This is a genomic window from Streptomyces sp. NPDC016640, from assembly GCF_043076215.1.
Taxonomy (GTDB): domain Bacteria; phylum Actinomycetota; class Actinomycetes; order Streptomycetales; family Streptomycetaceae; genus Streptomyces.
The window spans coordinates 21,047-35,641 of record NZ_JBIBRG010000025.1 but is presented as its reverse complement, the minus strand read 5'-3'; the positions used below and the strand labels follow the sequence as shown (position 1 = coordinate 35,641).

The following is a 14,595-nucleotide window of genomic DNA, read 5'->3' as shown; positions in this document are numbered from 1 at the left end:
TGGGAGATGACCTCCACCGGGTACCGATGCCCTCTGTACGACGGTGGCGCGCTGCCCACGGACGGCTCCTCCTCGCATGACCAACCCGAAGATCCTCCCACCCGGTCAGCCAACGTGACAGCGCCGTGGAGCCTGATTGAGGGTTAGGTTCCAGAGCCAGCTCATGATGCCCCGTGCGGGCTGCCGGGCGAGGGCTGCCTGCATTCATCCGCCGGCGGCAGCACGCTCAGCCGCCTAGCTTATTGGGCGGTGCGTGCTTCGGCGGCGGAGATGACGGTGTCGCGCTGGCGGTGGCGCCGCTCGTACTCCAGCACCTGACGGGCCACGCTGGAGGGAGCGTCGTGCAGCCGGGCGGTGATCCGGTCGGGGTTCATGGTGTCGTAGCCGTCCCAGGGCTCACTGCCGCGTAGCTGCTCGATGGCGTCCAGGACTCCGGGCCGCTTGGCGTGGGTGCGTTCATATCCCTCGATGACTGTTAGGTCTGACTGGGAGAGCGTGCGCAGCTGCTGCTTGATTTCGTCGGCGCTGCGCTGGCTGAAGCGGGGGATGGGCAATTCCTCCTCCCGGGTCACCGCCCCCTGGACCTCCTCGGCCATCCGGGTCGGCTCGGGCATCTCGCGCACCGCGCCCTCGGCCGCACCCCTGGCCCGTCGGCCACCGGTCTGGGCGGCATCTTGCACCCGGTCGGCGGCGGTCCGCACGGTGCGGGCGGCCGCGTCGGTCAGGTCGCCGCCATTGTCCTGGACGGAGCTGTTGGCCGCGGCCGCGACGGCCCGTGCGTTCTGGGTGACGCTGTTCTCCAGCCTTTCGAGCAGTTCCTCGTCCTGGCGCCGCAGTGCGGCGAGCAGGTCGGCGGTGGCCTGGTCATGGACCGCTTCGGCGATGCTCTGGCCGGCCCGGCAGGCCGCCAGCGCCCGGGCTGTGATCGCGTACTCGTCTTCGGCGTTTTCCAGCAGCCGCCGCTCGTCGTTCGGCCGCCGGCCGCGCAGCATGTTCGTCACGAGCGTGGATCCGATGGTCAGCGGCAGCATGGCGGTGCGCACGACGCTGCGCGAGATGAACCGCGCGATATCGACGCTTCCCCCGACAAGCCCGCCGCGGGGCCGCAGCTCGCGCACGTGGTGCTCGATGCGCTGAAGGCTGTCCTGGACGTCGTCCACCTGGCGCTCGAGCATCTGCCGGTAGGGGCCAGGCGGCGTGACCGTGGCATCGGCCCGCAGTCGGTCGACGACCGCCTCATGCGCCTCGCGGGCATCCTCCAACGCCGGTACGAGCGCATCAGTCATCACTGTCATAGCGTGTGCTCCTGGGGGTCAGGCGGCCGGTCCGGCCCGCCGCGCATCTGGAAACGGCTGTCCGCCGGCCATTCCCGCGGCCGGGCAATCGGGGACCATCCTGTGGGACCCCGAGCAAGATTGCGCGGAGGCTGGGCCCGTTCGCGTCCGTACCTCTATGACCGGCTGGGACGCACCACCCCCGGACGCCTGTTGTTCTGTTGGGCCCAAGGCAACGGGCGGGGGAGTTTCGAAGTGGCCCTGACCTCGCATGCGGACCGGGGTGGGTGCGGCGCCGGTGTGTGGGCAGCGTGTGGGCTGAACGGGTAATGACGGCGGTTGTGCTGTGTCGAAATACCCTCATCACGCGTTGTTCCGGGCGTGAATCCTCGCGTTGACGACGTGCCGTATGTGGCACCGCTCGGACTTACTGGCTCCCGGCCCGAGCGGGATGATCTGGGCGTCGGCGTCAGGCGTGACGGCGGGTGGAGCCGGGCCGTGATGGTCGCTTACTCAGCGGTGCTCGTTGCCGCCGCTGTTGTGCTTGCCGTTGCGGACCGGCTCGCTTGAGAGATTCAGAGATGCCTGGTCAGGACAGGCCAGATGTTCTTCGGGCAGCCGGGTACGCGGCGGGTGTGTGCCTGCGTGACCAGCTGGCCGAGGCGATCGCCTGCCTTCGCTTGCAGACAGCGGTGATGCTGTCGCTGGCCCCCGGCCGTGTGAGTGGAGCCGGTGCCGCCGGGCCGGAGGGCGAGTCATCACCTGGCTCGCAGCCTGACGGATGAGATGACGCCATGGCGCACACCGGCTTGGTGCGAGCGGGGCTGCGGCGTGATCGGCAGGCGGGTCAGGCTCTTCCGGGAAGGCCCGCCAGGTCGTATGAGCGCCCCTTCCCCTGGGGTCGAGTCCCCGAAGTCCCTGAGAGGCTCCCCCCCCGGGCCCGCGCGCCACACACTGCTCGGCGGCCCCGGGTCCTATCGAGTCATGATATTCCCGCGGGGGCGTCGGTCACCAGCCGGTACAACCGCACCAGGGGTGCGGGCCGAGCTGCGGCACGCCGGGGAGGCATGCGTCGGACCGCCGACACGCTGCACGACGTGTCAGAAGTCCAACGGGGCAAAGCCCGGGCAACGTCACGGCCGCGTCAACATTCCACCCCTCAGGGCATCGGCGCTCCGGGAATTTCCGCCGGCCACCGCGGCCGGCAGCCGGGGTGCCCCGCCAAGCCACGGCCTCCGGATGCGGCAGACGCCGACGACTGCCACCGTATGGGTGAAGGGGCTGGTCCGCCCGAGCTACACCGGAAGGAAGCCAGCCATGATCACGGCGCACCCTTCGCTCCTGCGGGAGCTGGTCGAACGATGCGAAACACTCAGACACCGCCTGGCCGACGACAACAGCACCGAGACCGCCCGCCAGCTTGAGGACGCCACCTACACACTGTGTGTGATCACCGGCACCCGCCAGCTGGACACAGCACTGTTTGTCGCCCGTCGACAACTGGCCGAGGCCATGAGACGAGAGCAGCCCCTCCGCCACTGACATACCGCACTGGCTGCGCCCCGAAGATGCGCGGCACGGTCCGGACAGCGGCGCCACAATCCTGTGGCAGGCGCCTCAGCCCGCCCCGTCAGTCGGTCTGTCGACCGGTTGCCGCGCGGGCCGCGCGGAGCAGGGCCGCGCCGGCCAGGAAAACGGCCAGGGATGTGGTCGGCAATCCGAGCGGGCCGTGGTCGGCCGGACCGGTGAGGGCCACACCGAGCAGACCGAGCACGCAGGCGGCGTAGCCGAGGGTAGTCGCGGTGGCCCGCAGCCGGGGCCGGTGGAGCGCCCTCGGCGTCCACCGACTGCAGGAGGTCTCGGCTCCGCGCCGTAGACGGCGCCTCTCGACCCGGCCGAAGACCGCCACCAACACGCCGAGCACGGTGAAGAGCATGACCAGCCACGGCAGCTTCCACAGCAGCCACGCTCCTGTGTCCCCTGGAGGTTGGGGCAGTGGGAACAGACCCCAGGCGTACACGGCCACGGCGATGAGCACGAAGGCGCTCATGTGCCACAGCAGCACGGTCAGGATCACCGAGTTCACGGCGATCACGGCCATCCACGGCCCGAGCCGTTGCAGCCACCGCCTCGCCGCGTCTCGCAGCAGCAGCACCAGCCCGAGCTGAGCCGCGGCCAACGCGAGCAGCGCGAGCGTCGGAGGCGAGAGGTTGCGAAACGACGCACCGGGAACGTCGACCATGCTGACCGGGTACGGGCCGGCCACCGTGAGCAGCACCGCCACCGGGGCACCGCCCACCAGCAACGGCACGGCCACCTTGGGCCGGACCGGTAGCGTCCCGTCCTGCCAGGCGAAGCCGATCTGGTGCACCGCCAGCCAGGCGAACAAGTAGTTGCCCAACTGCAGCGTCGCCGCGTCGAACGCCAGCCGCGCCACGTCACCCGCGGCGACCAGCCCCACCAGTACCAGCGGCACGACCAGCCCCACCCTCCGGTGCAGGCGGTGCATGGGCGGCGTCAGGAAGACCACCACGAGGTAGACGAGCAGGAACCACAGCGGGATCGCGGCCAGCCACACCGCCCGGCCCACCTGACCTGGATCGGCACCCGCCAGCCGGGCCATCAGTGCGGCGGCGACGAGCGTCACCAGCAGCACGGTCGTCGGCCGTACCAGCCGCGCGCTGCGGTCGAGCAGCCAGTCACCGACGTCACCGTCCCCGCGAGTGTGCGAGGTTAGCGAGGCGGCGTTGGCGAACCCACCCACCATGAAGAACACCGGCATCACCTGGAGCAGCCAGGTGATCGGGCGGCCCCACGGCAGCACCTCCAGGGCGCTGAAGCCGTCCAGGCCGCGTGCCCCGCCGGTGACCACGATGACCATCCAGTGGCCGAGCACCACGATGAGGATGGCGAGCGCCCGCAGCAGGTCGACATAGCGTTCACGCCGTGCCGGTATGCGCTCCGCGAGCTCCCGCAGGCCGGGCATGTGGCCATCCTACGAATGGACCCTGGCGAAGATCGGCAACCACGCACCAGGCGCCCGTCCCCCGCGCCCCGGAAAAAAACGGACCGCCGTCGTCGGAGCCAACCGCTCTCCGGTGCTGGCAGCTCATGTCGATCATCAGCCCGCACCGCCGCCCCTGGCCCCCAGCTTCGATTGATTGGCTGTGTCAGTCCCCGGGGAAGTCGTTTCGACGTGACTTTGGGAGTCGTTTCGCGGCGCTCATCATGATCAATGTCAGTGACATTCGATGCCGTTCGCGTGCTGGCGGCAGGGGCCCTTGCCCGGTGAATCCACTCAGGCGGAGTAGCGGGGCGGCCAGTAGGCACACGGCGGCGGCGAGCGCCGCGACGGCAGTCATGGGTAGGTCCACCCCGTCGGGGAGCGGCTTGCCGTCGGAGTCGACGATGTCCACCGAAGTCGCATTCGGCGTGCTGGCGCCCAGGAGTTTGTCGGCCTCGCTGCCCTTGTTGTAGAGCCACACGTACGCGGGGACGTCACTGCCTGGCTGCCACGGCTTGCCGCGCGGTTCCGGCACGTGCGCGTACCGGATCATGATGTCACCGATGCGGGCGTTCTGACCCGGCGCGTCCCAGTCCGGCAGGGAGAAGTCGTCATCCCCGCCACATCCGCTCGTGGTCAAGGCCACGGCAAAGGCTGCAGCGGCAAGGGCGCACCGGACACGCCGTGCGAAGAGGGCTGCCATGGTCGCTCCTCTCACCAGCCCGCCAGTCCCACCCTGAGTACCCACACGATCTCGGGCAAGCGGAGTGGGGTTGATCGTGATCTGGGGACGGCCCGGGCCACCCAGACCGGCGACGAAGTCAGCGAATTCCGTTCCCGCCCGTTCCGAAGCCATGGTCCGCCTCGCCATGACTGACCTGATGGCCCGCCACCTCACCGGTGAGACCACCATCTCCTGGTGCGACCCGACATCACATGATGAAGTCCGCATTCCGGGATGAAACAATGGGAGAAAACGACCTCTCGGCGGTCCGTGCGCATGCCCCGGAAGCCCGGACCGAGCCACGCCACCTGGGCGGCCTTCGCCCGGGGCCGGGCCCGCGCTGGCCGTGTCGCACCACGCAGCGAGCTCAGAGGACACCAGGGCTTCCCTAGTGCCGTGGTGAGGTCCACAGTGAAAGCAGCACTACTGCGGAATGGAGGCGGTCATGCTCCTGCTCGGCATCATTCTGCTGGTTGTCGGCTTCGTTACCGGCATATCGATCCTGTGGACGATCGGGATAATCCTCGCGGTCATCGGCGCCATCCTGTGGATCATGGGATCCCTGGGCCACGCAGTTGCCGGCCGCCGACACTACTGGTGACCGGCCTCCGTACCCGGCACCGAACCGACGTCCCGCGTAGCTGGTCCAGCGGCGCAGGATGAGGTGCAGGGCGTGCCGGGTGAGCCAGGCACTGACCAGGCCGATCGCCGCGCCGGTGGCGACATCGCCCGGATGCGCCGCGCAGGTCGCGGTGGCCGTGAAGGCGGCCGCCGCGACCCGTAGCGCACGCGCGTCATCACCTGCCTCCTGAGGATCATGCCTCCGGCCGGCGTCACCCGTTCCGCATGCCCCCGGGGGCGCAATGCCGGACACTCCTGTATAGGGTCGGCGTAATCGCGCGGGCCATTGTGAGAGTGTTCGGCATGCTTGAGGTCCCGCTCTGGCTGTGGGGGGCGTTCGCCGCGACGGTGGTCGTGTCGCTGGCGGTGGACCTGCTGTCCCACTGCACCGCGCACGTCATCGGTTTCAAGGAGGCATCCGCTTGGAGCGGCCTGTGGGTGAGCCTCGCCCTGATCTTCGGCGCGGTGGTCTTCCTCGTCCTCGGCACAACGGCGGGCACCGAGTACACGACGGCGTGGCTGCTGGAGAAGAGCCTGTCGGTCGACAACCTGTTCGTCTTCGCCGTGATCTTCGCATACTTCAAGGTGCCCCGCGCCTACCAGCACCGCGTGCTGTTCTTCGGCGTCATCGGCGCGCTCGTCTTCCGCGGGATCTTCCTCTCCCTCGGCGTGGCCGTGGTCAGCCGCTTCACCGCGGTGCTGTTCGCCTTCGCAGCGGTCCTCTTCTACAGCACCTACAAGCTCCTCAAGGACGAGGAGGAGAGCTTCGACCCGGGCAAGAGCTTCGCCGTACGAATGCTTCGCAAGCTCATCCCGGTGCGCGACGAGTACGCCGGGACGAAGTTCTTCGTCAAGGAAGCCGGCATACGGATGGCGACCCCGCTGCTCGCGGTGGTCGCCGCGATCGAGGCCGCCGACCTGATCTTCGCCGTCGACAGCGTGCCCGCCGTCCTCGCGGTCAGCGACGACGCCTTCATCGTCTACACCAGCAACGCCTTCGCCATCCTCGGCCTGCGGGCCCTCTACTTCATGCTCGCCGGCCTGCTGGACCGCTTCCACTACCTGAACAAGGGACTGGCGATCATCCTCGCCTTCATCGGGGTCAAGCTCATCCTCCAGGCATCCCACAAGCTGATCAGCCCGAGCATCCCGGAAATCCCCTCACCGATCAGCCTCGCGGTCATCGTCGTCGTCCTGACAGGTTCCGTGGTGCTCAGCCTCAAAAGGCCAGCCCTGATAGGCGTTCTCGAACTGACCGACGAGCAGGACGTGGCTACGTAGGTCAGAACGAAGAGCACTTGTCGGTGGGAGCTGGGAACAGATGGCTGCTGCTGGGCCGTCGAATGTTGATGAGAATCAGCAACGGTCCTGAGCCACGGAATCGTGATGTCGTCAACGTGTCGACGTCCGTATCCTTCGGCGGGTGAGTCTGATCGAGGTGGGGCCAGGGCAAGCTGAGCTCGTCGTGCGGGGGCCGGGGGCGCTGGCGACCTCTGTCCGGTTGTTCGACTGGTTGCGTGCGGATGAGTACGAGTCCGTCTTCGCGGTGGAAGCCGTTGCTGATGGTGTGCGTGCACGGCTCGAGAATGTGACCGTCACCGTCTGGGATGACATGAGCGAGTTCTTCGACGGCCTCGCGCGCGACTTTCGTGGTTGGGAGGGGGAGCGGGTTTGGATCAACAACCATCTGGTCGTGACGGCGACCTTCGGCTCGGGTGGTCATGTGTATCTGGACTGGACGCTTCGGTCCGGCTTTTTTCCCGGTGACTGGAAGTGCACGGTGACGACCGTGATCGAAGCCGGTGAAGGGATGACGGCTGTAGCTGCGGACCTGCGGGAATTTCTGCGCCAGGGGTAGGTCGCCCACGTCGCCCGGCAGGTACTCCCGCGTCCGGTTCAGCCGACGGCCTGCTGCGCGGCGCGGGCGCGGGTGGTGGCGAGACGGTAGGAGTCGGTGCCGGTCTCGATGATGTTGCCGCCGAAGGTGAGGCGGTCGACGATGGCCGCGCAGAGGCGGGGGTCGGTGAAGGTCTTGGTCCAACCGCTGAAGGACTCGTTGGAGGCGATGGCGACGCTGTTCTTCTCCTCGCGTTCGGTCAGGACCTGGAAGAGGAGTTCGGCGCCGCGGCGGTCGAGTTCCATGTAGCCGAGCTCGTCGATGCAGAGCAGGTCGACTCGGCCGTAGCGGCGATGGTTTTGGTCAGCTGCTTCTCGTCGGCGGCTTCGACCAGCTCGTTGACCAGCTTGGTCGCTAGGACGTACTTGACTCGGTAGCCGGCCATCGCGGCCTCGGTGCCCAGGGCGATCAGCAGGTGAGACTTGCCCGTGCCGGAGTCTCCGATGAGGTAGAGAGGCAGGCCCTTCTTGATCCACTCGCACTTGGCGAGGGTATGGATCATGGCCGCGTCGATGTTGGGGTTGGCTTCGAAGTCGAACTTCCGCAAGGACTTGTCACTGGGGAAGCTTGCCGCCTTAATGCGGCGCTCGGAGCGGCGGCGGGCCCGATCGTCGCACTCGGCCAGCAAGAGTTCGGCGAGGAAGCCGAGGTAGGACATCTGCTCACGGCTCGCGGTCTCGGCGAGGTCGGGAAACTGAGAGCGGATGGTGGGCAGCCGGAGCATCCGGCATGCCTGGTCGACGGCGGTGGTGACGGCCTGCTCGGTGAGTCCTTGCTGGCGGGGAAGGGTCACGGCATTCTCCTCTTTCACGGAGTGGGGGTGGTCGGGTCGGCGGAGCCGCAGGAGCTGGTCGTAGGGGACGACGGAGGGCATGGGCCGCTTGTCGGGCGGCAGGTTGGCCCTCACGGCCGCGGGCAGCGGGGCGATGGCGCTCTGGCTGGTGGTGGAGGGCGGCTTCGGGGGTTCTTCGCGTCCGGTGTCGGCGTCGGCTGCCTTTCGGGCTTCGAGAGCGACGGCATCGGCGGTGAGAGCACCGGTCTTCAGGGCCGCGGCGAGGCCGGTGACGAGGTGTTCGTGGGGCAGGTGGCGGCTGAGCAGGAGGACCTCGATCAGGGCCCGGGTGCCGTCGCGTTCACCGTGCGCTTTGACGGCGGCTTCCCACCAGGCGTCGTGCATGGGAGTGAACCGGCTGGCGGCCCGGGCCTGGTCGAGAGCGGTGGCGCCGGGCAGGGCACCGGGCTTGCGGATCAGCGCCTCCAGGTAGTGGTCGAGTTCGAGGCGGGATCCATTGCGGGCGATGAGCCGCTCGTGGCGGGCGACTTCCTCGCGGCCGTCGTAGACCACGAGCTCGGAGGCGTGGAGCATGACGCGGACGGTGCGGCCGATCAGCCGCACCGGCACCGAGTAGCGATTCATCCGGACACAGATCTGGCTGTAGCGGTCGACCCGTGGTGTGGACAGCCGGCCGGTCTCGAACGGCTCCTCCGGTAGTGGCGCCAGCAACGGCTGCTCGGCCGCGAAGTACTCGCCGATCGTGCGGGGACGGGAGCGGATGCGGCGGGCATCGTCCTCTTGGTCCCAACGGTCGATCATCTCGTTGAGTTCGGCCAGCGTGTCCACTTCGGGGACGGGGACGAGGTGGTTGCGGCGGAACCAGCCGATCTGGCCCTCGACGCCGCCCTTCTCGTGAGCGCCGCGGATGCCGGGCGGGCAGTAAAGGGCGTTGATGCCGTAGTGGGGGCGGAAGGCGGTCCACCGTTCGGCTTCGATCCTGCGGCGGGAGAGGCCCAGCACCTGGGCGACAGCGGCTCTAAGGTTGTCGTAGCGGACCTTCCCGGTCGGCACTCCACCCAGGACGTTGAGAGCGTGGACGTGGCCCTCGAAGAACGCTTCCTGCCCGGCCGAGGCGAAGATGCGGTGCACGGCCTTGCCCGAGTACGACAGCCGGAACGCAAACAGGTAGCAGGTCACCAGCTCGCCGGCCAGCTTCACCGTGACATCGCCGAAGTCGACCTCGGCCTCCGCCCCTGGCCTGTGGGTCTGCGGGACGAACGCCTCCACCACCCCCTTGCCGGCCTGGAGACGGATCTCCTCACGGCGGGCGGCGACATAGGCGCGGACCATCTGGTAGGTGACGTCGGCGGCTTCATGCTCGTCCAGGAGCCGGTCGTAGATCCGCTTGACCGTGTGGCGCTGCTTTCGCGGCGCGGTCAGGTCCGTCTTCAGGATGGCGTCGATCACCGGCTTGTAGGGGTCCAGGCGCGTTGCCCGTGGCCTCATTTTCTTGCGCGGCTCCGGCAGGGCCGAGTTCAGAGCCCTCTGCACAGTGTTGAAACCGACGCCGTACTTCCGCATGAGCGCGCGCGTCGACATGCCCATCCTGGCATCACGGCGGATCGCCGCGTACAGATCGACCTTGGACTTCGGCAGCACCCGGGCCCCCTCGTCGTGCAGAGCACAACCAGGGTCCCGAAGCAAGCAGCGGGGCGTTCTCGAAACTCAGCGACATCACTCTCCCGTGGAACCGAGCGTTCCCGCCGCTGAGCATCAGACGTTCCTGAAACTCACCTACAAAGCCACCGCGGGGTGCCCTCTTCACTGCCTGCCGTCACGGCCTACGTGAGCCAAGCCGCGGGGCTGTTCTGCATCGCAGCCGATGCCGTCCACGGTCCCCAGGTCGGGCACGATGGAATCCCGCTGGTCGGAAGGGACCTGTCGGAACTGGAGAGCGACGAAATCGCGCATGCCGAGGCAGTGGATGGTCATTTTCGCTACACGCCCGAGGGCTATGCAGGGCCGGATGATCCTGGGGTCGTCATACGCGGGCAACGCGTCGGGCAGGTTCTGCGATCGCGCCCGTTGTTCATGGTGACGCGCGACGGCGCCAATACCGAATGGGACTCGATGCCTTCCGAGGAGTACTACCACGGTCAGTCATGACCTGACCCGGTCTGACTTGTGACGCGCGGTGAAGGAGGTCGCCGACCCATCGCCGGCTGGGGCCACGCGAGGCCGGAAGCTGAGGCCGCGGCAAGCCGGAAGGCAGACCCCCAGCCTCGACGACATGGAGCCACCTGAGGCTGGATAAGTGGGGCCAGATCAGACCGTCAACGCCACTCGGCCTGAGCCCGGCTCACCAGCTCGTCGTTCACGGCCTTCGCCGACACAGCCGCTGCAGACTCGGCAGCCTCCTGCTCGGCCACGTTCTCACTGGTAATCGATGCATCCTCCATGATCGGGAGTTACACCGAACGATTGACAGTCCCCGCAGCAGACCACTCTCGCACGGCGGGCACAAGCATGTGGAATCGAACGCAGCGATGACGCCGCTGATGAGGTGATGCCGGAGTGCAGTGGACACCGATCCGTGGGCCATCCGGAAGCGTCAGGTCGAGGACCGCGAGCACGCTGTCGGGGTTCATGTGCGTGGGCTATCGGACAGGACCGCAGCCTGTTGGTAGGAGAGTAGTCCGGCGACGGCTTGGAGCATGCGTTGACCAGCGAGGCCGGCATGGATGGAAGGTGGCCCGTCGACTACCTCATGATGTCGTTTCCGTTGTCGATCGAGTGCTCGTGTCTGGGCCCAAACCGTTGCGCAGGGTTTGGATGGCCTTTATGGCGTTGTCGTCACCGATCTGCTGGTAGATCGCGATGGCGCGGTCCACGTCGGCCAACGCGCCTCCGGTCTGCCCCAGTTCCCGGCGTGCCCGGCCGAGCGCGGCGTACATCTGCGCCTGCCATTGGGGAATGTTCGAGGCCGGTTCCCAGGCGACGGCTGGCTCGAGTGTTTCAATCGCTTCCCGCCACCTTCCTTGCGTGATGTGTAGCAGGCCGATGTCGCGTGCCGCCGATACCCGTGTCATTCCCGCGATCACGGGCGACGGCGCGGTGGCCGGGTCGGACGCCAGTGTGAGTCTGTGCCTGTAGGCTCGCAGCGCCTCGTCGGGCTTCCCGGTGCGCTCGAGCGCTCTGCCCAGGGTGGACAGCGCGTGCATCACCATGCCTTCTCGGTCGTTCACGGTGCGGAACCCTCGCATCGCCCGGGCGGCCATCGGCAGCGCGCCGTGGGCATCCCCGGCCTTCAACAGCGCTACCGCCAGGTACGAGTCGGCCCACGCCTGCTGTCGCAGGTCCCCGGCGATGACCGCTTCCGCGTGGGCTCGACGGGCGCAGTCGCTCGCTCCCGCGGTGTCGCCGAGGCAAGTGTTGTGCGCCCAGGAGAGGTAGTTCAGATGCGTTGCGGCGGCGGTGTGGTCGGCCAGCTCGGCGGCGGCGTTGCCGGACAGGGTGAATACCCGGGGCCAGTAGCCCCAGTGGACCCAGCGGTCGGAGAACCAGTGCATGGCTTCGGCCACGTCGACCACCCGTTGCCACCTTCCGGTGGCGGCAACCAGTTCCAGCGCGGCGAGCCAGCCGTCAGCCTCGGTCATTAACCATTGTTGTGCGGCCTCAGGGGAGTCCAGCTGCGCGCGGTCGTCCCGGTGCTCGGGGAGGGTCTTGTAGTAGTCCGGGTCGAACCAGCGGCCGGCCGCGATCGCCGTGTCCAACAGCCAGTCCACCGCTCGTGTCTCGACGGCGGCGCGCTCGTCTTCGGGCTCCTCTTGCTCCAGTTGCCGTCGGGCGAAGATCCGGATGAGGTCGTGCAGCCGGTAGCGCGCAGTGAAACCTGACTGAAGCAGACCGAGCTCGACCAGCTCGTCCAGGGCGTCCTCCGTGTCGGCGTCCGGCAGCCCTCCCAGCACTGAGGCCAGTTGGGGGCCACAGTGCGGTCCCGGCATCAGGGACAGTCGTCGGAAGAGTTGTTGCGCGGCGCCGGACAGCTGTGTGTAGGACAATTCGAAAGCCGCAGTGACTTCCAGGTCGCCAGCGGTCAGTGCGTCCAGACGGCGTTCTTCGTCCTCGAGACGGGTGGCGAGCCGGTCGGGTGACCAGTCGGGGCGGCTGGCCATGCGGTTGCCGACGATCCGCAGGGCCAGCGGGAGGTTGCCGCAGGAGTGCGCCAGTCGCGATATTGCGTCGGTGGCATAGTCGGCAGCGGGTAGGCCGGGGATCAGGTGCTCCAGCAGGTCGCGGGCTTCCGCGTCAGGCAGTGGCGGCAGTGGGAGCCGGGCCACCCCTTCTAAGCCGGTGAGCAGCCGACGACTGGTGATCACTGTCAGGACCGCGCCGGTCGCCGGCAGCAGGGGACGTACCTGGGCCTCGTCCGCCGCGTTGTCCAATACCACGGCGATCCGGCGCTCGGCGGCCACGGACCGGTATAGGGCCGCCCGGTCACCCAAATCGAGCGGCAGCCGATTATGGGTCGGCGCCAGGGTGCGGATCAGCCGTTCCAGAACGACGCCGGGGTCCAGCGGCCGTGCCTCCAGGCCGCGCAGGTCGACGAAGAAGTACCCGTCGGGGAAGCGGTGCGACAGCTTACTGACGGCGTGCACGGCCAAGCTGGTCTTGCCGACCCCCGGCTGGCCCGAGATCACGACGATGGGCGCCGGCTCGTCCGGCGAACCGTCCGTGAGCGAGGCCAGCCAGCCCACCTCCTGGCCGCGGCCGGTGAAGTCGGGCACCGCGCGAGGCATCGCCATCAGCCCCGGGGCCGGTGCCGGGTTGCGGCGCTGACCGGCGCGGGCGGCCCGCAGTAGCTCGTCGCGACAATCACCGGTCAGTTGTAGCGCGTCCGCGAGTGCGATCACGGTGGCGCGCTGCGGCCCGAGGCTCTCACCGCGCTCCAGGTTGCCGATCGCTCGCACGCTCACCCCGGAAGCGTTCGACAACTCCTCAATGGTCATATGGGCGGCATGCCGCAGGCGCCGTAAGAGCGCCCCTAACGAGCTGTCCAACGTCCGCTTCCCCGCCGAGTATGCGCGCAGGCATCTTGTACCGGCGGTACTTGTGCCTGCTGTTCTGCCTGGGCATCGATCGTGACGAGCAGTCTACTTGTCACATCCGCCCCGATCGGGTGGTGAATGCATCTGTCCATAAAGCACCCCCTGCTCGCCGTCCGCGTACCTGGCTCCGCGCCCCGGGCCGCAGATCTCAGGGTCGGCGGACCGGCCGATCCGACGAGAACCGATTGGCCTCCCTGCGGCCGGCACCGCGCTCCTGCTCCCGGAAAGGGCAAGTCCAGCATGAGAACCGTTCGAGTTGCCCCCGGCACGCGGCGAGCCGTACGGCCCGCCGTGAACATGACCTCCATCACGGCGATCGCTGCCGCTGTGCTGACCGCCGGCTGCTCCGCGGGCCTCGCCGACAGCACGGCGCATGTGACGCCGACCCCGCCGGTCATCGCGGCCACGTCGACAACGCCCGCCACCGGATACGACGGTCTGACGGGCCTCCCGCTGTCCGCCTACGGCACCTCCGAGCAGGACGACGTCCTGCTGCACCGGACAAACGAGGCGCTGGTCGCCCGCTGCATGCAAAACCGGGGATACACAAGCTATTCAGGCCAGAAGAAGACCCAGACTGCCGCGAAGACGAAAGAAGAAAAAGAAGCGATCCACCCGGCCGGCGCCTGGGGCTACATCGGCAGTGCGACCGCCAAGCGCCTCGGTTTCCACGTCGCAGTACCCCTTCCAGCCACCCAAGGCCCGACCGGCCAGGAACTGAAGGACTACAACGCCTGCTGGGACAAGGCGGACAAGCAAGTGCCGTCTCTCGCCGGCACCCGGGGATGGAAGCTCACCCAGGACTTGTTCGGCCAGTCGTTCCACCAGGCGGCCGCAGACAGCCGGGTCGGCGCCGCGCGTGAACGCTGGTCGGCCTGCATGAGCACGGCGGGACATCCGGCCGACGATCCCGAGGAGCTGGCCAACGGCTTCCTGAACGTCAAGAAGGCGACCGCGAAGGAGATCGCCGCGGCCACGGCCGACGAGTCCTGCACGCGGTCATCGAATCTGGCCGCCGTCTACTTCGCCGTCCTCACCGGATATCAGCAGCAGCTCATATCCGCCAACGCCAAAGTCCTAACCGGCTACAAAAAACAGGTTCAGGCGCAGGTCGACCGGGCCGCACACCTCCTGGCCGCGTCTGACACGACCTGAACCAAAGCCTCACCCCTCGACTCCGGACGGCACTGTG

General features: G+C 68.0%; 10 protein-coding genes and 2 pseudogenes. 6 read left to right on the top strand and 6 right to left on the bottom strand.

Features of this window, described 5'->3' with window-relative positions; translation table 11 throughout:
• Positions 1-239 precede the first annotated feature (239 nt).
• Positions 240-1,295: a hypothetical protein gene (locus ACF07S_RS32695; protein ID WP_391967129.1), complete on the bottom strand. Its 1,056-nt coding sequence runs from the start codon at positions 1,293-1,295 to the stop codon at positions 240-242.
• 1,296 nt (positions 1,296-2,591) lie between these two features.
• Here ACF07S_RS32695 and ACF07S_RS32690 point away from each other — a divergent pair.
• Positions 2,592-2,816: a DUF5133 domain-containing protein gene (locus ACF07S_RS32690; RefSeq protein WP_391975849.1), complete on the top strand. Its 225-nt coding sequence runs from the start codon at positions 2,592-2,594 to the stop codon at positions 2,814-2,816.
• Between the two features lie 88 nt (positions 2,817-2,904).
• On the opposite strand, the gene ACF07S_RS32685 is transcribed toward ACF07S_RS32690, so the two are convergent.
• Together ACF07S_RS32685 and ACF07S_RS32680 are read right to left on the bottom strand one after the other, a co-directional pair.
• Positions 2,905-4,260 (bottom strand): acyltransferase, encoded by a 1,356-nt coding sequence (locus tag ACF07S_RS32685; protein ID WP_391975848.1) that lies wholly within the window; start codon positions 4,258-4,260, stop codon positions 2,905-2,907.
• 184 nt (positions 4,261-4,444) lie between these two features.
• Entirely contained in the window at positions 4,445-4,981 is a 537-nt protein-coding gene (locus ACF07S_RS32680; protein WP_391975847.1) for a hypothetical protein, read from the bottom strand.
• Between the two features lie 466 nt (positions 4,982-5,447).
• On the opposite strand from ACF07S_RS32680, the gene ACF07S_RS32675 reads away from it, so the two are divergent.
• From ACF07S_RS32675 to ACF07S_RS32665, 3 genes are all read left to right on the top strand, one after another.
• Positions 5,448-5,603 (top strand): DUF6131 family protein, encoded by a 156-nt coding sequence (locus tag ACF07S_RS32675; protein ID WP_388064563.1) that lies wholly within the window; start codon positions 5,448-5,450, stop codon positions 5,601-5,603.
• A 323-nt stretch (positions 5,604-5,926) separates the two neighbouring features.
• The gene (locus tag ACF07S_RS32670; protein WP_391975846.1) at positions 5,927-6,904 is read left to right on the top strand and encodes a TerC family protein; all 978 of its coding nucleotides are present in this window, start codon (positions 5,927-5,929) and stop codon (positions 6,902-6,904) included.
• Positions 6,905-7,046: 142 nt separating this feature from the next.
• Positions 7,047-7,481, top strand: coding sequence for a DUF6228 family protein (locus ACF07S_RS32665; RefSeq protein WP_365829243.1), 435 nt, complete (start codon positions 7,047-7,049; stop codon positions 7,479-7,481).
• Between the two features lie 38 nt (positions 7,482-7,519).
• Here the strand turns inward: ACF07S_RS32665 and istB are convergent.
• Both istB and istA read right to left on the bottom strand, forming a co-directional pair.
• Positions 7,520-8,313 (bottom strand): annotated as a pseudogene (istB, locus tag ACF07S_RS32660) (IS21-like element helper ATPase IstB).
• Positions 8,314-8,337: 24 nt separating this feature from the next.
• Positions 8,338-9,900: pseudogene (istA, locus tag ACF07S_RS32655) on the bottom strand (IS21 family transposase); the annotation flags it as partial.
• Positions 9,901-10,140: 240 nt separating this feature from the next.
• On the opposite strand from istA, the gene ACF07S_RS32650 reads away from it, so the two are divergent.
• The gene (locus ACF07S_RS32650) at positions 10,141-10,461 is read left to right on the top strand and encodes a hypothetical protein (RefSeq protein WP_391975845.1); all 321 of its coding nucleotides are present in this window, start codon (positions 10,141-10,143) and stop codon (positions 10,459-10,461) included.
• Positions 10,462-11,060: 599 nt separating this feature from the next.
• Here the strand turns inward: ACF07S_RS32650 and ACF07S_RS32645 are convergent.
• Positions 11,061-13,355: an ATP-binding protein gene (locus tag ACF07S_RS32645; protein WP_391975844.1), complete on the bottom strand. Its 2,295-nt coding sequence runs from the start codon at positions 13,353-13,355 to the stop codon at positions 11,061-11,063.
• 345 nt (positions 13,356-13,700) lie between these two features.
• Here ACF07S_RS32645 and ACF07S_RS32640 point away from each other — a divergent pair, with 345 nt between their 5' ends.
• On the top strand, positions 13,701-14,558 hold the full coding sequence (locus ACF07S_RS32640) for a hypothetical protein (protein ID WP_391975852.1): 858 nt from the start codon (positions 13,701-13,703) through the stop codon (positions 14,556-14,558).
• The last annotated feature ends 37 nt before the right edge of the window (positions 14,559-14,595 follow it).

Coding starts and splice junctions, on each gene's coding strand:
- ACF07S_RS32695 (WP_391967129.1), bottom strand. CDS start 1,295: ATGACAGTGATGACTGATGCGCTCGTACCGGCGTTGGAGGATGCCCGC.
- ACF07S_RS32690 (WP_391975849.1), top strand. CDS start 2,592: ATGATCACGGCGCACCCTTCGCTCCTGCGGGAGCTGGTCGAACGATGC.
- ACF07S_RS32685 (WP_391975848.1), bottom strand. CDS start 4,260: ATGCCCGGCCTGCGGGAGCTCGCGGAGCGCATACCGGCACGGCGTGAA.
- ACF07S_RS32680 (WP_391975847.1), bottom strand. CDS start 4,981: ATGGCAGCCCTCTTCGCACGGCGTGTCCGGTGCGCCCTTGCCGCTGCA.
- ACF07S_RS32675 (WP_388064563.1), top strand. CDS start 5,448: ATGCTCCTGCTCGGCATCATTCTGCTGGTTGTCGGCTTCGTTACCGGC.
- ACF07S_RS32670 (WP_391975846.1), top strand. CDS start 5,927: ATGCTTGAGGTCCCGCTCTGGCTGTGGGGGGCGTTCGCCGCGACGGTG.
- ACF07S_RS32640 (WP_391975852.1), top strand. CDS start 13,701: ATGACCTCCATCACGGCGATCGCTGCCGCTGTGCTGACCGCCGGCTGC.